The following is an 18,651-nucleotide window of genomic DNA, read 5'->3' on the forward strand; positions in this document are numbered from 1 at the left end:
GAGGCGATCACGGAACGGTATTCTCCAGTCGAATTCTCTAGGGAACTTTGATTGAGTCGATTGTCATCATTTTGGCAGCGCTGTCACGCCGAAATCGCACGATTTTCCCGCTGTCGTTGTGACTCTATCCAGTGGATGTGACCAATGGAACACAGCGCTATGTCGTTGAAAATCATTAAATAAACTCAACGACAAGGCGTGCTGCGCACACGATGCTGCAACGACTGATTCCGCACCATCCGTGGGCGAGCGGATAAGCAGGCCACATTGTGGCAAGAATCAGTCAATCCCTCGCGCGCGGGCCAATGTCCGCGATGCCGTTTCATGGAACCTTGTGCGATAGAGTCTTGCAAACTCGCCCATGTGATGGAAGCCGTTGGCGCGGGCGCACGACGTCACGGTGATGGCGTCGGACCCTTTCACGAGTTGTGCGCGGGCCGACCAAAGCTGCTTGAGGCGCAAATAGCGATGCAGGCTCATGCCGCGAACGCTCGTCACCGCCGTGCCCAGGGTTCTGACCGACACGCCGCATTGTTCGGCGAGGTCGGCGCTGTAGATCGCCGAGGCGGCATGAAACGCGACATAGTCGTCGATCATGCGAACGAGGCGGCAGTAGCTGCTGCTTGCAAGCCGGCCGGCCACTTCCGGTGGCCTGCTGCGGCGGAACATTTCGTCGATGGCGAGCAGCAGACTTTCCTGAATGGCAAGCGCCGATCGCGACTCCTGCAACCGCTCGGGTCTGGCGGAAGCCGTCTGCAAAATGCCTGTCGTGACGGATCTGACCGTCGCCAGGGCGTCGGGGTCTGGCGTGAACGGGCACAGCTTGTCCGGCGTATCGAACCATTCGCGATCTTGCAGGCTGGCGCCAAGGGTGACGATCGCGTGCAGCGATCCACGGGGTTCGGCGAACTGCAAATCCAGATTGCCGCGCATGCCGATAAAGGCCGGACGGTTCACGGACATGCCGTTGACGGACACCTCGTAGCGGTCCTCCAACTGGAACATGATGACGCCATGCGCCGCCCGGTAGCTGACATCGACAATGCGGGGAAACGAGGTGAGCACGGCGATCTGGCAGGAGGGCAACTGCACCATCGCACGCGCGGTATGGAAATTCGCAAGGTTCAGCGGGACGCTGCGCGCATCGGCGACAAACTCGACCGGCCGGAAGGCGTCGATGTCGGAAAATTGCGTGATCGAAAGCGCCAGTGAAGGCGTAAGGTTCTGGAACTGCATCGTGAGGTGACCGGCGCGAATCTACGGTGGCACCCTCGACCGGCGTGGTTAAGACCATGTTAAGAAGTGTGGCCGGCGTGAAGATTTCAAGCGGCCTTCACGGTCGCCAGGAACTTTGAGACCTCGTTACGCGGGGGCCGGGGGACTGATCGCCCCGACCCATCCAAATCCCTTATACCTGCTCAAGCGGAATGCTAATTGTTGTGCGGCAAGCGAAGCCATCATGTGGCGGCGAATCCGGACCGGTGGGACGGGCCACGCCACTGCCGCCAGGGGGAAACTGTCCTTATGAGCATCACCACAGCCATGACGAGCGTGCCGAAGCCCGCGCCTGAACTGATTGAGGCGTTCAGGGGCGCGCCGACCTCTGTGATCAGCGACAACCTTGCCCGCCTGCCGGGCGCCGTCGGTCTGCGGCCGTTCCATCGCGGCAGCAAGCTGGTGGGCACAGCCTTCACCGTGCGCACGCGGCCCGGCGACAATCTTGCGATCCACCGGGCGCTGGAACTGGTCGGGCCCGGTGACGTGATCGTGGTCGATGGCGGCGGCGACGAGACGCGGGCGCTGGTCGGCGAGATCATGAAGAACATTGCTGAATATCGCGGCGCCGCTGGCTATGTGATCGACGGGGCGATCCGTGACGTCGCGGCTTTCGCTGCGTCCGACTTTCCCTGCTTTGCGCGCACCGCGATCCATCGCGGGCCCTACAAGAGCGGCCCGGGTGAAATCAACGTGCCGGTTTCGATCGGCGGCGCGGTGATAGCGCCTGGCGATATCGTGGTCGGCGACGAGGACGGCGTGGTGTCGTTTCCCGCGGCGATCGCGGCCACGGTGCTGGAGGCGGTCCGCGCCCAGATCGCGCGCGAGGAGGATACACTCCTCGCGATCCGCGAAGGCCGCTACCAGGGCAGCTACGGCAAATCCTGACGGACAGGTCATGATCGGTGCGCCATGGGCGCTTGACGGAGGAACGATGAGCCAGAAGAGCGAATTTCACAATCTGGACAACCCGGCTGACGGCCTGTTTCGCGAACTCGCATCCGGCGTCACGACGCGTATTTTCTCCGGCGAGCATGCGATGCTCTCGGTGGTGACGCTGGCGCCGCACGCGCAAGGCACCCTGCATCATCACCCCGAGGAGCAATGGGGCGTGCTGCTCGATGGTTCGGCCATCCGCGTTCAGGGAGATGAGGAGATTCCGGTCAGGAAAGGCGATTTCTGGCGCACGCCGGGGAATGTGCCGCACACGATGCGGGCTGGACCGGACGGCGCCCGCGTGCTTGACATCTTCAGCCCGCCGCGGCCCGAGTACAAAAAGGCCGGGTCCGGCTTCGGCACTTAAGAGAAGTCTGCGAACAAAAACAAAAAAGCGCAGCCACAATCGGGAGGAGACACTTGGTGAAGATTACCAGACGCAATCTGCTTGCGGCGTCGGCCGCGTTCGCGGTCACGCCGGCGCTGGCGCAACCTGCAAAGAACATGACGCTGGTGGTGCCGTTCCCGCCGGGAGGCTCCACCGACGCGCTGGCGCGGCTGTTGCAGTCTCATTTGCAGACCAGGCTCGGCCGGACCGTGCTGGTGGAGAACAAATCGGGTGCTGCCGGCTCGCTCGGCGCCGTGCAGGTGGCCAAGAGCGCGCCTGATGGCGCGACGTTCCTGGTGACCTTCGACTCGCACGCGGTCATCCCCTCGATCCTCGAAAAGCCGGGGCTGGATGTCGAGAAGGATCTGGTGCCGGTGTTTCTCGTGGGCACCGCGCCTTACGTCCTCGCCGCAAACGCCGAGCGGCCATACAAGACCTTTGCCGACGTCGTCGCCGCCTGCAAGGCAAGCCCGGGCGCGGTGAAATATGCTTCCGTCGGCATCGGCACGCTCGGCCATCTCGCGATGACGGTGCTCGGCAAGAAAGCCGGCGTGGAGATCACGCATGTGCCTTACCGTGGCGGCGGCCCGGCCATGAACGATGTGCTCGGCGGGCATGTCGACATGATCATCGGGTCGGCGGCGCTGATCACGGCGCAACTGGGCACCAACATGCTGCGTCCCATCCTGCAAATGGGTCGCGAGCGGATGGCTGTGCTCAAGGATACGCAGACCGCCATTGAAGCCGGCTTCCCCGATTTCGAAACGCTGGCCTGGTGGGGCGTTTTTGCGCCCAAGGACACGCCGCCCGATGTCATCGCCGGCATGGCGAAATCGGTGAAGGAGATCCTGAGCGAGCCGGCGGTAGCGACGCAATTGCAGGAGACCCAGCAGATGACGCTGCTGCTCGCCGACGGCAAGGATTTCTCGACGTTCTTCGCCAAGCAGGTCAGCATCTGGGGCCAGGTGGTGCGGGAGAATAATATCAAGGCGTAGGGCAGTTGCCGCGGTTGCAACCGGAGCCGTAGGTGGACGGCTCTTTGCCTTCTCTGATCCTGTCCCGGCGTCTTTTCGACCCGGAACCCGTGTGGCCTGCGGGCCGCTCCGGAGGGCTGGCGATGCTACGCTCGCTTTGGTAAGAAGCATCCGACACCTGCCTGCCTGGTGGGTTCGCGGTCCCGTAGCTCAGCCGGATAGAGCGACGGTTTCCTAAACCGTAGGTCGGAAGTTCGAGTCTTCCCGGGATCGCCATCGCGCGCTTCGCGATTTAGCCAATAAAATCAGCTGTTTCTTAGCCGTCCGCAATTTGTTCACCCCCGAAAATTCGCGTTGCATGATCGATTCCGTGGGCTCCGCCGACTCCGTGTAATTACAAGGAGTTACACAGCGGACAATCTGCTCCATGCAACGCGGATGCAACGCGGACCGCCAACATGTTCGAGGTTTGTCCCGATATCGTTCTGAAGGTTGCAGTCACATCGAGGCCCCAGAAACAGGTACAGACAGGTCGCCAAAATGAGCGCGTTCCGTACACGCCAACGCTGCCGCGCGGCTACGGTAAATGCGCGCGCCACGGCGCGCGGCACCGAACTATGTTCGAGGCATAAACTGGGGCGGGACCGGCGGGTGAGTGTTTCGAGTTGATCCGGGTATCGCGTAGATGTTTTCGGCGAAAATCATTTCGCCATCTACAGCGTCGCTTCCAATAGTTATGTCTGTCCGGACGGCGAAGAAGAGGCAATAGCAGCGCCTGATATCGGCTTGTCTCTTTTCTATTTCTGTGCGGCTTGTTTTCCCCCCGCTACAGGGTTAGCAGGCCTCTTTTCCTGATGAGTTTCCTGCGGGCCTATCACTCCGTTCATGACCCGCACTTCGACGCGCTTCAACGCCTCCTTGTCGTTGTCTCTGAGATCGAACAAGTATCCGTATGTGTCGTAAGTCTGCACGATTGACGCGTGACCCATATAGGATTGAACGCGCTTTGCGCTGTAATTTGCCTCGATCCAGAGCGAAGCGCAGAAGTGGCGGAGAGCATGTAAACCGTATTTGGCTCTCTTCCGGACGATCTTCCTCCCGTCTTTGTCCAGCTTGACGACTTCAATGTAGATGCCCGCTTCGACCTGCATAAGCCTGAAAAACCTGTTCATGATGTTACTTTGGTTCTGAACAGTCCCCCGGCTTGACGGAAAAACGAGGTTTAGTTCGCTGGAAGGGCATCGCGGCTTCCAGGCGATCAGAGCATCGCGTACGGCTTGTGGAATCGGAATCGTGCGTGTGCCAGCCGCGGATTTCGGTTGTCCGATACGACCCCAGCGGTCAGCACGGCGCAGGACGGTGATCGTATCGCTCGCGAAATCGACGTCTGTCCACGAAAGTGCCCGCACCTCCGAGGCGCGGAGCCCGCAAAACACGAGTACTAAAACGAACGCAAGCCAATCCTGCCACGCCTGCACCGTGAGGACGATCATTCGCTGCCCCTCTTCCATCGTGGGCATTTCGGGGCGCTTCGAACCTCTTTTCGAGAACTCGAAGGGCGTCTCATAGATGACGTTCTTGCCAACCCAGCCCTTGCTTTTTGCGTAGTTGAGCACCGCGCCAGCGTCGATACGCACGCGACGAACCATGTCCAGAGTCCGGTCGCCCTCTAGCAGATCCTCATAGAGTGTTTGCGTGACCACGTTGGTAAGTTCGTTCAGCTTCTTGTCCTGCCACAACGGGTAGAGATGATCGTCGAGGTGCTGCTGATAGGAAATGATCGTCGTTTCTTCTAAACGTCGGCGGCGGCAATTTGCGATCCAGGATTCACCCGCCTGCTTGAACGTAATTGTGTCGCGCGCGGCCACATGGGTACCTTCGGCGATTTCGGCGCGAGCACGGACGAGCCATTCATCGGCCTTATGCCGCTTGTTGAACTGCTTGTGACGCCGTTTGCCTTTCAGGTCCTTGTAGTCGACCTGCCAGGCAACCGTTCCATCCTTGAGGAACCGCTTTCGAATGCTCGCCATATCACTTGACCGATCTAAAAGTATTTTATACCTTTAGAGTATCGCCGAGGTTTGGCGAAGCGAATAAAGGGGTTTGGTTAATGCCGACGTCCGTCGAGCTGGTGGACATCGTTGCCACCGCTCTGCACTGGGAACGAACCGAAGTTTTCCATCATGCTCGCAACCTTCGGGAGGCTGGCGTCCTTACAAAAGGAGGGCGTGGAATAACGGCCCCGCAGATGAATCTCTTGGATGGCGCCAACCTGATTTGCGCCGTTCTTGCCGCCAAGCGAGTAAAGGAGAGCAGTGAGGCCGTAAAAGGCTTGGCGGACCTGAATGGAGTCCGGCAGGCATTTCGCTCGCCTGAAAAAAACGGTTGGCGCTTCTATCCATGGCTTGATCGCAATGGCCTGCTTCACCTTAAGCCGGGGCATAACGTGCAGGAAGGCATCGCCGCCCTCCTCGACATGTTCGCTCGTGAGGAAGAGCTCAAAAGGAGGTGGGCAGAGCACCTTCCCCACAGGGACTTCGAGTTGACGGCCGAATTTATCGTTTACTACCCGAAGTACTACGCAAGCATTTCCGTGCGTGTCGAGGGCGTCGTTTCGGAGAGTTGGACCTACTCGCTCCCACGAATGGCGAGACAAAAAGGCACCTCGCACAGGGAGGGGCCTTCGTGGAAAAGCGGCGGCTGCAATGAACGGGCCTTCCGCAAGATCGCTAACGCATTCGGGGTTTCCGGTGCCAAAGAATAAATCTTCATCCCAAGCAGTCGTGACAGGGGGGGCGCCTAGTCAGTCTGACAAGTTGGACTTGCTCGTCGGCGCTGAAGCCATTGCGATGTTCATGTTCGGCGATCCCGATGCTACCCGTCGCATCTATCACGCATGGGAAGCCCACGGCCTTCCCGCCTTCAAGGTCGGCCAGGCTCTTTGGGCTCGAAAAGGTGCGTTGGTGGCGTGGGTCGACGCCAAGGAGTCGGAAGCCGACCGACCTTCGGATCCACCCGCAATGTAAACGCATGATGGGTGAGAGTCCCTCCCTCTCCGCCACGAAGCCTCCCAAGCCGCTGAAACTCCAACTTAACCTATAAAATAAGGCTTTCCGAAAAAGTCCGGTGGTACACGCAGGTGGTCACCGTGAGCCGTTTTCGCATGATCGAGCCGTGGGTAAATCCGCGTTCGGAATTCTACTGGTTCCGCCGCCGCGTGCCGGCGGCGTACCGCAGATTCGGCATGCCGACCAAGATCAAGTTCAGCCTGAAGACCAAGGATTTGGATGAGGCGATCCTGCGTTGCGCGGAAGCCAACCTGAGACTTGAGAGGGAATGGCGCGCGAACCTCGTCGGCACGCCACCGGACCAGCTGTCGCATCGGCAGATCGTCGCTCTCGCCGGGGAGTTCTACGCCGAGATGATCGCGACGCACGGCGACGAACCGGGCCGGGCGATCGACTGGCAGCAATCGCTGCAAGAGACCGAGCGCAGGAAGCGTCCGCCTATCGGCTCGCCGGCGATGCATCTCCGCGTGACGTTCGGCGGCGAAGCGCAGGCATTCCTGCGGAAGCGCGGCATCCTCCTCGTCGGCGAGCGGCTGGAGGCCTTCGTACGCGCGTACGTGGCGGCCAAGGAGAATGCGACGCGCGAACTGATCCGCAACGCCGAGGGCGACTACAAGCCCAACGACGAAGCCGCGCGCTATCCGAAATTCGAACTTCCGAATCCGGCACAGAAGTTCGAGACGCTCTGGTCGGAGTTCTGCGAAGCCCGCAAGATTTCGCCGGCCACCCGCAAGCAATGGAAACCGTACTTTCGAGAAGCTGATGCGGAATCCGAGGCAAGGCGGCCACCGATTCCGACGGAAAGCGGTCACCGATTCCGATCGAAAGCGGCCAGCCAATCCGAACGAAGGCGGCCACCCTGTTGATAGGGTGAGACGGGGCGCGTTGTCGGCAATCTGAACGGGGCAAGGTCCTCCTTTTGCGGTCCACGCAATGGGAGGTCTGATGCCCGCCGAGAGATTGCCGATGCGGAAGATTCGAGAAGTTCTGCGCCTGAAGTATGCCTGTGGGGCGAGCGATCGGGTGATCTCCCGATCGGTCGGGATCGGCCGCACGGCGATCGCGGAGTATGTCCGCCGCGCCGCGGTGATCGGCATCACCTGGCCGATACCGGAGGAGCTCGACGACACCGCGCTGGAGCGCAAGCTGTTTGCGCCGGCTGGCTATAACCCACCGCGATCGAAGCCGCTTCCGGAGTGGGGACAGATCCATGCCGAGCTGCGCCGCCGCGGCGTGACGCTGGCGCTGCTGTGGGAGGAATACCGCGGTCATCATCCCGACGGCTACGGATACAGCCGGTTCTGCGACCTCTACGTCGAATGGCGCCACGGGGTCACGGCGACCATGCGACAGACCCACGCGGCCGGCGAAAAGCTGTTCGTGGACTTCGCCGGCGATACCATGCCGGTGTTCGACGGGCTCACCGGGGAGGTGCGCGCCGCCAAGATCTTCGTCGCGGTCATGGGAGCGTCGAATTACACCTTTGCCCAAGCCCGGTTCAGCGAGACGCTGCCCGACTGGATCGGCGCCCATGTGGATGCGCTTAGCTTCCTGGGCGGGGTGCCGAAGGCGCTCGTCTGCGACAATCTGAAGGCCGGGGTGACGGTGGTGAGCCGCTACGAGCCGGGCGTCAACCGGACCTACCAGGATCTCGCCGCCCATTACGGCACCACCATTATGCCGGCCCGGCCGCGCAAGCCGCGCGATAAGGCCAAGGTCGAGGCGGCGGTTCTTATCGTCCAGCGATGGATTTTGGCCCGGCTGCGCAACCGGCGCTTCTTCTCGCTCGCCGAGTTGAACGTCGCGATCCGCATCCTGGTCGACGAACTCAACGCCCGCCTGATGCGCAAGCTCGGTGCCAGCCGCCGCGAGTTCTTCAACACCATCGATCGTCCGGCGCTGATGCCGCTGCCGGCCGAGCCCTATCAGTACGCCGAATGGCGTCGTGCCCGCGTGGCACCGGATTACCACGTCGAAGTTCAGGGACACTTCTACTCGGTGCCATCCCGCCTGATCCGCCAGGTCGTCGAGGTGCGGGCCACCGAGGCTACCATCGAGGTGTTCCATCGCGGCACCCGCATCGCCAGCCACGCCCGCTCGGGCGTGAAGCGCCGCCACACCACGATCCCCGAGCACATGCCGAGCGCGCATCGCCGATACGCCTTCTGGACGCCGGCGCGTCTGCTGGCCGCCGCCGAGCAGATCGGTCCGTCCACGATCGCGCTGTGCGAGGCGATCATGCGGACAAAGCCGCATCCCGAGCAGGGCTTCCGATCCTGTCTCGGCATCCTGCGGTTGGAAAAGACCTATGGGACGCAACGTCTCGAAGCCGCATGCCGCCGTGGGATCAGCATCGGCTCAGCGAGCTATCGGTCGATCGCCTCGATCCTCAAGACCGGCCTGGACAAGGCCTTCCTTCCCGACACCACCCCCGACGCCGATCCCATCCAGCACGGCAACATCCGTGGCCGCGGCTACTACCACTGACCAGCAACAAGGAGACCTTATGCTCAGCAACCACACCCACGAACGTCTCGCCGCTCTCGGGCTCGCCGGCATGGCCAAGGCCTTCGATGATCAGCAACGCCAACCGGACGTCACCGCGCTGACCTTCGAGCAGCGCCTCGGCCTGATGATCGATCGCGAAGCAACCGAGCGAGAGAACAAAAGGCTCATCGTGCGCCTGAAGTTCGCCTCGCTACGGCAGACCGCAATCGTCGAAGATGTCGATCTGCGCGCTCCGCGCGGCATCGACCGCGCCTTCTTTGCCAAGCTCGTCGATGGCGATTGGATCGGCCGCAAGCAAAATTTGCTCATCACCGGGCCGACCGGCGTCGGCAAGAGCTGGATCGCCTGCGCGCTCGGCCACAAGGCATGCCGCGATAATCGATCGGTCTTATACCATCGCCTGCCAAGGCTGTTCGAAGCTCTGGCCCTTGCCCGCGGCGACGGACGCTACGCGCGGCTCCTTAAGACGCTATCGAGGGTCGATTTACTCATCCTGGATGATTGGGGCCTTGCCCCGCTTACTGGCGAGCAGCGCCGCGATCTCCTCGAAGTCGTCGACGATCGCCACCAGCGTGGATCGACCATCATCACCAGCCAGGTGCCGATCGAGCATTGGCACGAGGTCATCGCCGACCCGACCATCGCCGATGCCGTCCTCGATCGCCTCGTCCACAACGCTCACCGCCTCATCCTCAAAGGAGACAGCATGCGAAAAATAGCTGCCCAACGTGCCAATCTTGACGCCGCCAAGAAAAGCTGACCCAACTCCTCACGCCGGCAACGACACCCCGGCCGCCTTCGTCGGAACAGGTGGCCGCATTCGATCGGACCGCATGGTCGCGTTCAATCGGAATCCCTGGCCGCAATCCCCGGAATCCGCAAAGCTGATCCGCAGGGTCGGCAGCGACGACATGAGCCGCGTCACCGAGCAGCATCTGCTTGAGTGGCGCGACGCATTGCTCAAGTCGGTCCCTTCGGGCAAGACCCACGCGGTGGATACGTTGGTCGCGGCGCTGCGGCGGCCTACGTTCCGGCTAGATCTAGGGGAGGTCGGAAGTCCCTTCATCCATCAGACGGCGGTCGCGATGCGGCAGGCTTTCGAACAGGCCAAGCGCAGCGCTCCCTCGCTGCTCGTCCTGGAGGAGATCGATGCCGTCGCTTCGGCGCGGGGGCCTATGTCCCAGGACCACAAGGTGGAGGAATTGACCGAGATCCTCCGAATGATCGAAGCTGCCGCCAAGAACGGCGTCCTCGTGCTGGCGACGACGAATAGGAAGGAAGCCCTCGATCCCGCCGTGCTGCGGACCGGGCGATTCGATCACTCGGTACTCGTGGACTATCCCACTGCCGAGGAAGTCGAACTCGCCATGGAAGGCATGTTGAAGGAGCGGCCCCACGATTTGCTGGATCTGTCGGAGACTAGCCGCGCGTTGGCCGGACGCCCGATGAGCGACGCCGCTTGGGTCGTGAACGAAGCTGCACGGCTTACCGCACGTGCCAAGCAGGACCGAATTTCCGTGGATGCTTTGCGTCAGGCGTTGAAGCGCCTTCGAGCGGGTCCCTCGACAGGCGTGAACGCCTCGTAAAACGGAAATCCGATCGCCGGGCTCTTGACGAGGCAAATTGTCTCGGACGGCTTCGATGTGGAGCGATCCCCGCAGTCGGCGGCCGCGCCGTGCGACACGACGGCCTCGCTGGTGATGGAGTGCGCGGCCGCGGAGTGGCTCGAGCGGCATCAGGACGGGAAGAAATAGAGCGTGGGCCGCGTACCGAGCTATGAGATCGCGTCCCATCTCACGAACGCGATCACGCAGGACCGATGACGAGATCTTCCCGACCGACCGCGCAGACCTTCGCGCAGTTCATGGCAAGTCTTTCACGCGAAGAGATCGAGCGTGTGAACGCACTGAACCGTAAGGAAGCCTTGGAGCAGCACAAGGCGTTTCGCGAAGCGTTCAAGAACGGCTCCTGCAGCTTCTGCGGCGACGCGTTGGCGAGTTTCGACGTCGACAAGCCGTGCCGTCACTGGCTGCTCAAGCCGGAAGGCGCCCGGAAGGAACATATCGAGCGGCTGGCCACGGAACTCAGTTGGGGCGTGCTGGAGAACTACGTGCGATGGGTCGCCAACGAGGAGGCCTTCGCCCAGAACATCAACGATCTCGCCGACGAGGGGACGGGCAAGCTGCTGGAGCTCACCGTCAAGTACAGGAACCTGGAGTGGTCGTTCTCCTGCGGCGCGACCGACCTTGCCGGACATGAGGGCGGCGGCGAGCACTCGAAGGTGCCCCATTGGCATTTCCAGATGTACGTCGATGGCAAGCCGTTCGTCCGCTACAACGACTATCATCTGCCGCTTTCGGAGGAGGACGCGGGCATGCTCGAGTTCATGCGCGCCCACCCCGGCAAGGTTCACCGCAGACTCGCCGGCGGTGCGGGCATGAGCGAGGTCTTCCACGAATCCATGCTCGAAGACCTGGTCGCGAACGGCCGGTCCGGCGCCACCGAGGACGACGCGGAAAGTGCCCCCATCAAGCTCGACACCATCGTTATGGCCGATCCGGCACCACGATGCGCGGCGAGGAAATCTATAATCTCATCCAAGCCGCCCGCGCGGAAGGCGTCACCGTGACGAGGAAGATGCGCGAGCTGAAGAACGTGAAGGTGCAGACCATGGTCTCGCCCGGGCCCGGGGTCGTCCGCCAAGCGCCGCGTTCCGGACGCAAACGCGGCCGCGATAAGGAGGCCGTCTTGCGCGACCGCGTCTGGCGCGAGCAGCGGAAGCGCGAAACCTGACGCACCTACACAGGACCTACAAAGCGCGATCCGCCGGCAAACGCCGAACGCGAGGCGCACACCAAGCAAGATATCGCCGCCGACCGGGAAGGATTCAAAAGACTGCCGGCCAAGCGCGTCTCGTTGCTCCGCTATAGAATGCTCCGAAGCGCCGCCAACTTCCTGCCTCCGGGATCATCGGCGCCGTCCACCTCCAACCTACGCTGAACCTGCTTCAGATACTTCCAGCCCCCCCAGCCGTGCGAGGTATCGGAGGCGACTTGCCACCATAGCTCCGGATCATCCACCAAATTCACAAAGTCCGAAATGTTGAGATTTCTGTCCACGAACTTGGCGCCGACCGCGCTCCGCACGCGCCAACAACGGTCCCACTCCTGCCATGGCATCACGAAAGGCAACTGGTTGCGCAGCATGCGCCATCCGTCCGGAGGCATTCGACTGCCGGCCAAGGCGCGATGGACCTTTTCGAGCGAAAGCCGCATCAGAGCCGCCGGATCCCTCGATTGCCGTCCAAGCGCGCGTGCGAGCAAGAAGGCGCAAAGGTGGCCGTCTTCCTCCGTCGTCAATTCTCCGACCATCCCGGAAACCGCATCGAACCAAGGATCACCGCGTTCGTCGCAGAAAAGGTCGTCCGGATCGATCGTATGCGCCAACCGGGATATCGAAGGCGCGAACTTGAGCTCGCGATTCCGCAAAGCGTCGATCAAGTCACGCGTATGACCTAACAACGCCTGAAGCCACGGCTCGACGTGGTCGCGGCCCAATACGCTTCCGACTCTCTCCAAGGCACCGATGATCGCTCCGCCCTGGAATTGTTCGGCCGCGGACCGTGACACCGACGCGACCGAGGACATGAGGCTCGAAACGACTCTCTCCGACCTATCCTCGCTAGAGGCGATGGTCCTTTCGATGTCGATCCCCGGTACGGTCCAGAATCCTTCCGCGACCAGCAGATCCCCCCGACGTTTCGCGATCTCAGGCGCCGTGCCTGGATCGCGAGAGATTCCCCGCATCAGGTCGTCCATGTCGATCTGCGACAACGCCGCGTTCGTGGCCGGAGACAACAAATCCGTCCCGACCAACGCGCCGACGAACGAAGCCGGCTCCCGCCGCCAAAGCTCCGCTCCGACCCGCGCGGCGAGCGCCTCGTCGAATTCGGGATCCGAGCGGACTTCGTCGAGGACCATCTGGAAGCCCAAGTCCCCGGCCGAGTCGATGTCCTGCGCCAGCCGCCTGACGACCTGCCGTCGCGTGGTAGAAGCCCGAGAGCGATCCAACCCATCAAGGGCTGCGAGCGCCAGGCCGGGGTCCGACGTTCTGCCGCGAACGAACGCGAACACCGCGCAGAGCGGGCGCATCGCGCCACGTCCTTCGGACACTTCCACCCCGCTCTCCCGGAGAAACCGACGTAGTCCGTCGACATCGGGATCGAGGAGATCTTCGACCAGCGGCTCGAGCTCCGGCGCGCGCGTAGCCTCGCCCGGACTCACGAGATTCGGAAGCCGCAATCGAGGTATCGACGAGACGTTCGGTATGAGCTGGAGGTCAAAAGAGTCGGACTGCGTCGAGCGATCGGAAGCCGTGAACGTGCAGAAGCGAAAGCTGCGCCGAAGCCTGGGCCATTGCTGCATCCAAACTCGCAGCACGATGTCTTCGTCAAGCCCGGCGTCCAGGCCGCCTACGATCTTGCTGTCCGGGCTTCCGTACAGCGCACCAAGGAGCCCGGCTGCGATATCCGAGTCGAATTTGCCCGGCTCAGGCGACGCCGGATCGCCGACTGTCAGCGGCCCTTCGTACATCTCGCGCGTTACGGCCTCCGGACGCCTGAACAGGCGAAGGATGGCCGACGCGGACGAGAGTGACGCGAGGTCGGCGAAATCGATGATGACCGAGTGCGTCCAGACGCAGCCAGGCCGCTTCATCTCCGGAGCCGGCCAGGTGCGGGCCAACACGTACTTCGCGGACTCGGCGAGCGGATAGCCCGTGAGGTACCCCTCTTCGGGAAGCTTGGCCCCGCCTACAGCAGAGTCGCTGAGGATAAGCATCGTCCGTGCGTCGCGCGGAGGCAACGACGCCAATCCCGAGAGCAACCGATGCCCTTCTCCGTATCCGTGAAGGGTCTGCTGAACTTCGAAGCCGGTCACTGATCGCCCATCAACCATTCGAGGGGCTCCGTGAGATCGTGAGACTCCGGACCATCCGAGACCAGACGTATCCGCGTCGATAGAACGTCGAGCTCGCGGAGCCGGTTCGCATCCGTCCTCACCTTGGCGGATGCGTTGTTCTCGTCATTTTCGTCGAACTCGCCGCCCTGGGCGCTCAGCCCGTAGGTGCGGAACGTCCATTCGTCGCGGCCGCTCTTCAGATACTGGTCGAGAAAGGGAAGCTTGGCCGCCTGGAAATCGACCGGCGACAAACCCTCTCCCTCCACCTGGTCCCACGCCCCGATCATGACCGCCAGTAGGCGCGCCCCACGATGCAAAGGCGCCCGCATGAGATGCTGAAGCAGATCGACCAACTGGACCTGGGTCGGAGCATGTCTGGGCTCCCAGCGGGCCGGCTCCTCCGCAGGTCCTTTCTCCACCTTTCCCGCAAGATGCAAACGCTCGGTTATCCAGGCGGGCGCTTTGATGCGGTCGCCGTTGACCAGCAGCATGATGTTTCCGGTGCCGAGGTTCTCGGCCAATCCTTCATCGACCTTCCGGTCCTCCCACATCGCGCGGTAGTTCTCGCCGGGAACGTCCGGGAAGCTCACCCGGATCGCGCGGCCTTCGGCATCGACGAGGTGCATGGCGATCGATTTCATTCCGGCGATCTGCGTGCGCCCCTGCTCGGTCGCCCTGCGCCAGAGCTTCACGATCTGGTTCAGGTACGCGTAGTCCTCGTTGCTCATCGAACCGTACCGCAACCGCGTCGGTATTTCGCCGCTCTGGACCAGATGCCAGAGCGCGGCAAGAAACGTGGTCTTTCCCGAGCCGGGCAAGCCCACGATCGAGACGTTCGGTTCGATCATCGCCATCAGGCTTCCCTCGCGCGCAAGTTCGCGAACACGCGGTCGTTAGAAATCGGGACTGGCGCGGGGGCTGCTTCGGGCGGGCTTTCGTTCAGCCAGTAAAGTAGCAGGTCCTGTAACCCGTCGCCCCTCTTCACAGCCATTCCCGTCGGAGATGCGGTCGTGACAAACTTGCGGATCACGCTGAACCGCTCGGAAAACCTTCGCTCCATCGTCTCCACCAGCCGATCGAAATCGGCGGTTGCAACGTCCGCCTTGTCCGAGGCGACGAGGGCATCGTTCTTTGTCAACACCACGGCAAGCTGAGGCCGACGAGCGAATGCTCCGCTCTCCTGCAGGCCCTGGACGATGGGAGCCACGGAATTGATCACGTCGTGGCGACTTTTCGGATCGCACAACCGACGTCCATCCACCAGCACGGTGACGGTGTCAGCCCGACGCAACTCGGACATGGAATGACCGTTGGCCATGTCGTCCGCGACCTCTTCGTATTCCTCGCCCGACCTGTCAGCGAGCAGAAGCGAAACAATGTCGGCCTCGCCGTCCCGCTGGACGTCTAGATGGTAGAAGGTGACTTCGCCCCGGCTCGTGCGGGCCGAATGCGCGGTGCCCCTCTTCGAGGCGACGCGGGAGTCGTGACATATCTTCTCGAAGCCATGCAGTGTGGACGACCCGGCGAACGTTACCCCGCCGATCGGGCCTTCCTGGAACAGATCGTAGAGACCCGCCATCAGGCTCGTCTTGCCGCAATCGTAGGCGCCGATGATCCCGATTACCCGCGAACGGGAGGCACGAAGCACGCCGGAGGCCTGGAGTGCATGCAGCGGCGCACCGGGGTCCAGGTCGATGCCGGCCGCGGCGTCCGTGTTACCGCCGTCTGAGGGTTGCAGATCAGCAGGTGGCTTGCCGAAGAATTGACATTTGTCGAAGGTCAGTCCTTCGACGCACTTCTTGTCGACCGAGACGCGGCAGTCCGGGTTCGAACAGATCATCTCGGCCGAAACGGTCGCGGACATCGTTCTATTCAAACCTCAACAAGAGGTGTTCGCGGTAGAAGAGCTCCGCGAGCCGGAGCGGCGAAAGACTGGCATCGGCCGCCAGACCAGAGAGGGCAGACCAGTGCGCCTCCCAGGCGCCGGGGCCGCCCGCCTCGACACGCTTGTCCAGCGCGAAATGGATCGGGGTCGTCACCGGAGACGCGGTCAGACGACCCACGGTCGTTGCGGCCCAATCAGCCGGCACGGCGTTCACTGCGGATACGACCGTGAGCTTGCCCCGCGATTTCAGTCCGGAGCGGGCCAAAAGCGCCGAGATCGCCACCGGTCCCGGACTGGATACCGTCCGCTCGGCGAGCTCCAAGGCGAAGACCAGTGGCTGCACCGCGCTCTCGACCTTGTCGAACGGCAGATCCAGGTCGAGGCTCCGCTCGCCCAACAACCACCAAAGCATCTGCAATTCCTCGTCGACCACCCGCATATAGGCGCCCATCTTCTCGACCGATGCATTCACGCCGGCGGCCGCCGCGCTGAGCGAGCCGTTCACCGCGGCATTCATGCCGGCGAAGAGAGGCTTCCAGGTCTGCGGATCACCAGGCTGGACGCCGGCGAAATCCGGCTCGTACGCGACATCCCGCAGCGAGACCTCCAGATTGGAGACGTCCGGCCGAACGCGACGGGACGTGCTGAGGCTCCCGATCGCCTGTTCTGCTAAGTTGACCAAGTCCATCGGCAGCGCCGGTGTCCGCGCGCCGTCGAAGGAGGCGGCGGTTACCGCGAGCTGCGCCAGCGAATAATACCGAAAGAGCCGGATCAGCGCGCAAGCCGCGAGCACCTGGCTTTCACGCTTCTCCGGCTCGTAATCGTCGTCGGCCGCCTTAAATGCGGCGTGAAATGCGTCCAACTTCTCCGCGAGCGCGGGTTCCTTGTATCCGCCGGCCGACGCCTTGGTATCGAACGCCAGTCGCGTAAGAACCTCGACTGTCGCCCCAGTCGGCGACTTGATCGCTAGGTCAAGGCCTACCCATCTCGCCTGCGCCTTGCTGTCCTCCATCGACACTTCGCGGTACCACCGAGCGAAGTCTGGATCCATGTCAGGGACTTCCTGCGCAGGCATCACTTCCCCTCCCTTTCGGAGATCATTTCGTCGAGCCGATCGAGCAGCTCACGTTCCTTGGCCCTGATGAGCGCCTTGCCGTAGCGTTCCGGTTCGGGCAGGGCGATTTCCTCCCTGCTAATCAGTCCTAACTCGAGCGCGATCTTGCGGCGGTCGCTCGAATCCAGGTCCCAGAAGCGGCCAACAATATTGCGATTGACCTCGGCGCCCATGGCAGCCTCCGCATCAGCACTCGCGTCGACCGGCGGTTTGGGCCGAATGTGCGACGTCTTGGCGCCGGTCGATGCGACGACGTCTTCCGGAAAGGAGATGGTGTGCCTGAACACGTCTTCGCCCGACGACGTGATAATCGGCCTGAATCCTTCCGGATTGGACTGGTAGGTGAACTGATGCGTCTCAATCGAGAGATGTCGCTCGCGCCCTGTCCCGACCAAGTCGATGCGGACCAAATTGTAGCCCGGCTCGTACTGTTTCTCGGCCCTGGACGGGTTCACCGCCCCAGCGCCCCAACGCACGAAATCCGCCTCGCGGTGGACCCGCTGCTTGTGCTTATGGCCGAACAGCTGGAACGTCGCCCGCCTGTCGAGAGCGTTTTCCACATCGTCACCGTCGATCAACCAATCGAAAGGATGATGGCACATCACCATGTTGACCACGTTTGCCACGGGATCCAGCGCGGTCTGCAAAGGGCTCACGTAGAGCGACGGCTTAGGATCGTCCTTGCCGTCGCGCCCTGAAAGGAGTGTCGACGTCAATCCGTGGATGCGCAACTTCACGTCCGGCGTCAAGTCGAGGTCCTGCTTCCAGTAAATCTTGCCGGGATAGATCTGACATTGCATCGGCGCCGCAAAATCGTTGTACGCGGCATGGCCGTGGAACAACGCGGCGCCAGTCTGCAAGTCAGCCAACTGGGCGCGGAAGGTACCTTCTCGCCACTCGTCCTTTTCCTCGGCGATGGCCTTGTGCACGTTCCTCGTGCTCATGGCCTTCCCGACCGCTCCCCTGTCGACGTCGTGGTTCCCGGGCACGACCAGCATCGGCCCCTTATCGCATCCGCTGACGGCCCTGAGCCGAGCGAACCATTTCTTCGCTTCGCCGTATTCGCGGGAATCCCCTGCGAAAGCCACGTCTCCCCCGATCAGGATGGCGTCGACTTTCCCTAACTTCTGGACCTGGGCGGCCAGGTGCCGCTCGATGCGGGTCCTGACGCCCCGGTCCGGATCGGTGTCCGGGTTGAGGCATTCTGGTGCTTTGAAATGGATGTCCGAGACATGCAAAAACAACATCTTTCAGCTACTTCCAACCTTCGTCCGGCGTCTCTTGATACGCGTTCGCGAATCCTATGCTCTACAAGGTTCCGCAAGATATGGGTCTTTGGCCGGAACAGGCAATGAGATGATCCAACCGCCGGTTGTTTTAAAGCCATTATGTATCCATGGCTAAGCTGCGACCCACGACTTCTCCGCTGAAATCCTGAGGCGATAAGTTGCGGAGTTTCGGCCGACTCGACAACAATGTTCTTGTTGTGTTCATATATGCTATGCCCGATTGCCCGGCCAGCTGGCGCATGCCGACCCGAAAGCA

General features: G+C 62.1%; 18 protein-coding genes and 1 tRNA gene. 12 read left to right on the forward strand and 7 right to left on the reverse strand.

Features of this window, described 5'->3' with window-relative positions:
* Positions 1-279: 279 nt before the first annotated feature.
* A complete protein-coding gene (locus tag V1293_RS25590) occupies positions 280-1,236 on the reverse strand; it encodes a helix-turn-helix domain-containing protein (protein WP_334513249.1) in 957 nt (318 codons plus the stop codon).
* A gap of 288 nt (positions 1,237-1,524) precedes the next feature.
* On the opposite strand from V1293_RS25590, the gene V1293_RS25595 reads away from it, so the two are divergent.
* The 4 genes from V1293_RS25595 (at position 1,525) to V1293_RS25610 (ending at position 3,849) form a co-directional block, all read left to right on the forward strand.
* Complete coding sequence (locus V1293_RS25595; RefSeq protein WP_334513250.1) at positions 1,525-2,163, forward strand: RraA family protein; 639 nt, start codon at positions 1,525-1,527, stop codon at positions 2,161-2,163.
* A 46-nt stretch (positions 2,164-2,209) separates the two neighbouring features.
* Complete coding sequence (locus tag V1293_RS25600) at positions 2,210-2,578, forward strand: cupin domain-containing protein (RefSeq protein ID WP_334513251.1); 369 nt, start codon at positions 2,210-2,212, stop codon at positions 2,576-2,578.
* A 56-nt stretch (positions 2,579-2,634) separates the two neighbouring features.
* Positions 2,635-3,594: a Bug family tripartite tricarboxylate transporter substrate binding protein gene (locus V1293_RS25605; protein ID WP_334513253.1), complete on the forward strand. Its 960-nt coding sequence runs from the start codon at positions 2,635-2,637 to the stop codon at positions 3,592-3,594.
* A 178-nt stretch (positions 3,595-3,772) separates the two neighbouring features.
* Positions 3,773-3,849, forward strand: a tRNA-Arg gene (locus V1293_RS25610).
* 521 nt (positions 3,850-4,370) lie between these two features.
* On the opposite strand, the gene V1293_RS25615 is transcribed toward V1293_RS25610, so the two are convergent.
* Positions 4,371-5,603, reverse strand: a complete 1,233-nt coding sequence (locus V1293_RS25615) for a tyrosine-type recombinase/integrase (protein ID WP_334513254.1) — start codon at positions 5,601-5,603, stop codon at positions 4,371-4,373.
* Positions 5,604-5,683: 80 nt separating this feature from the next.
* Here V1293_RS25615 and V1293_RS25620 point away from each other — a divergent pair, with 80 nt between their 5' ends.
* The 8 genes from V1293_RS25620 to V1293_RS25655 all read left to right on the forward strand — a co-directional run bounded on the left by V1293_RS25620 (position 5,684) and on the right by V1293_RS25655 (position 11,942).
* Entirely contained in the window at positions 5,684-6,337 is a 654-nt protein-coding gene (locus V1293_RS25620) for a hypothetical protein (protein WP_334513256.1), read from the forward strand.
* Positions 6,338-6,395: 58 nt separating this feature from the next.
* Positions 6,396-6,599, forward strand: coding sequence for a DNA-binding protein (locus V1293_RS25625; protein ID WP_334513257.1), 204 nt, complete (start codon positions 6,396-6,398; stop codon positions 6,597-6,599).
* 122 nt (positions 6,600-6,721) lie between these two features.
* A complete protein-coding gene (locus V1293_RS25630) occupies positions 6,722-7,507 on the forward strand; it encodes a DUF6538 domain-containing protein (RefSeq protein ID WP_334513259.1) in 786 nt (261 codons plus the stop codon).
* Between the two features lie 79 nt (positions 7,508-7,586).
* The gene (istA, locus tag V1293_RS25635) at positions 7,587-9,128 is read left to right on the forward strand and encodes an IS21 family transposase (protein ID WP_334507423.1); all 1,542 of its coding nucleotides are present in this window, start codon (positions 7,587-7,589) and stop codon (positions 9,126-9,128) included.
* 19 nt (positions 9,129-9,147) lie between these two features.
* Positions 9,148-9,909, forward strand: a complete 762-nt coding sequence (gene istB, locus V1293_RS25640; RefSeq protein WP_334507425.1) for an IS21-like element helper ATPase IstB — start codon at positions 9,148-9,150, stop codon at positions 9,907-9,909.
* 151 nt (positions 9,910-10,060) lie between these two features.
* The gene (locus V1293_RS25645) at positions 10,061-10,735 is read left to right on the forward strand and encodes an ATP-binding protein (RefSeq protein ID WP_334513260.1); all 675 of its coding nucleotides are present in this window, start codon (positions 10,061-10,063) and stop codon (positions 10,733-10,735) included.
* 233 nt (positions 10,736-10,968) lie between these two features.
* Positions 10,969-11,778: a hypothetical protein gene (locus V1293_RS25650; protein WP_334513261.1), complete on the forward strand. Its 810-nt coding sequence runs from the start codon at positions 10,969-10,971 to the stop codon at positions 11,776-11,778.
* Positions 11,775-11,942: a hypothetical protein gene (locus V1293_RS25655; protein WP_334513262.1), complete on the forward strand. Its 168-nt coding sequence runs from the start codon at positions 11,775-11,777 to the stop codon at positions 11,940-11,942. Before V1293_RS25650 ends, V1293_RS25655 begins: the two co-directional genes overlap by 4 nt.
* Before the next feature lie 131 nt (positions 11,943-12,073).
* Here V1293_RS25655 and V1293_RS25660 read toward each other — a convergent pair whose 3' ends face one another.
* From V1293_RS25660 to V1293_RS25680, 5 genes are read right to left on the reverse strand one after another with little or no spacing between them, the layout of a single operon-like run.
* On the reverse strand, positions 12,074-14,104 hold the full coding sequence (locus V1293_RS25660; protein ID WP_334513263.1) for a GAP1-N1 domain-containing protein: 2,031 nt from the start codon (positions 14,102-14,104) through the stop codon (positions 12,074-12,076).
* Positions 14,083-14,961: a TRAFAC clade GTPase domain-containing protein gene (locus V1293_RS25665; protein WP_334513265.1), complete on the reverse strand. Its 879-nt coding sequence runs from the start codon at positions 14,959-14,961 to the stop codon at positions 14,083-14,085. The genes V1293_RS25660 and V1293_RS25665 overlap by 22 nt, the downstream gene beginning before the upstream one ends.
* Positions 14,961-15,971, reverse strand: a complete 1,011-nt coding sequence (locus V1293_RS25670) for a TRAFAC clade GTPase domain-containing protein (protein ID WP_334513267.1) — start codon at positions 15,969-15,971, stop codon at positions 14,961-14,963. The genes V1293_RS25665 and V1293_RS25670 overlap by 1 nt, the downstream gene beginning before the upstream one ends.
* A gap of 4 nt (positions 15,972-15,975) precedes the next feature.
* A complete protein-coding gene (locus V1293_RS25675) occupies positions 15,976-17,043 on the reverse strand; it encodes a GTPase-associated system all-helical protein GASH (protein ID WP_334513269.1) in 1,068 nt (355 codons plus the stop codon).
* Positions 17,044-17,066: 23 nt separating this feature from the next.
* Positions 17,067-18,353 (reverse strand): metallophosphoesterase, encoded by a 1,287-nt coding sequence (locus V1293_RS25680; RefSeq protein WP_334513271.1) that lies wholly within the window; start codon positions 18,351-18,353, stop codon positions 17,067-17,069.
* Positions 18,354-18,651: the final 298 nt, after the last annotated feature.

The sequence above is a fragment of the Bradyrhizobium sp. AZCC 1693 genome, from assembly GCF_036924745.1.
Lineage (GTDB): Bacteria > Pseudomonadota > Alphaproteobacteria > Rhizobiales > Xanthobacteraceae > Bradyrhizobium.

What these genes read in the sequence shown, in the direction of transcription:
- V1293_RS25590 (WP_334513249.1), bottom strand. Translation starts at nt 1,236, where the DNA reads ATGCAGTTCCAGAACCTTACGCCTTCACTGGCGCTTTCGATCACGCAA.
- V1293_RS25595 (WP_334513250.1), top strand. Translation starts at nt 1,525, where the DNA reads ATGAGCATCACCACAGCCATGACGAGCGTGCCGAAGCCCGCGCCTGAA.
- V1293_RS25600 (WP_334513251.1), top strand. Translation starts at nt 2,210, where the DNA reads ATGAGCCAGAAGAGCGAATTTCACAATCTGGACAACCCGGCTGACGGC.
- V1293_RS25615 (WP_334513254.1), bottom strand. Translation starts at nt 5,603, where the DNA reads ATGGCGAGCATTCGAAAGCGGTTCCTCAAGGATGGAACGGTTGCCTGG.
- V1293_RS25620 (WP_334513256.1), top strand. Translation starts at nt 5,684, where the DNA reads ATGCCGACGTCCGTCGAGCTGGTGGACATCGTTGCCACCGCTCTGCAC.
- istA (WP_334507423.1), top strand. Translation starts at nt 7,587, where the DNA reads ATGCCCGCCGAGAGATTGCCGATGCGGAAGATTCGAGAAGTTCTGCGC.
- istB (WP_334507425.1), top strand. Translation starts at nt 9,148, where the DNA reads ATGCTCAGCAACCACACCCACGAACGTCTCGCCGCTCTCGGGCTCGCC.
- V1293_RS25645 (WP_334513260.1), top strand. Translation starts at nt 10,061, where the DNA reads ATGAGCCGCGTCACCGAGCAGCATCTGCTTGAGTGGCGCGACGCATTG.
- V1293_RS25650 (WP_334513261.1), top strand. Translation starts at nt 10,969, where the DNA reads ATGACGAGATCTTCCCGACCGACCGCGCAGACCTTCGCGCAGTTCATG.
- V1293_RS25660 (WP_334513263.1), bottom strand. Translation starts at nt 14,104, where the DNA reads ATGGTTGATGGGCGATCAGTGACCGGCTTCGAAGTTCAGCAGACCCTT.
- V1293_RS25665 (WP_334513265.1), bottom strand. Translation starts at nt 14,961, where the DNA reads ATGGCGATGATCGAACCGAACGTCTCGATCGTGGGCTTGCCCGGCTCG.
- V1293_RS25670 (WP_334513267.1), bottom strand. Translation starts at nt 15,971, where the DNA reads ATGTCCGCGACCGTTTCGGCCGAGATGATCTGTTCGAACCCGGACTGC.
- V1293_RS25675 (WP_334513269.1), bottom strand. Translation starts at nt 17,043, where the DNA reads ATGGATCCAGACTTCGCTCGGTGGTACCGCGAAGTGTCGATGGAGGAC.
- V1293_RS25680 (WP_334513271.1), bottom strand. Translation starts at nt 18,353, where the DNA reads ATGTTGTTTTTGCATGTCTCGGACATCCATTTCAAAGCACCAGAATGC.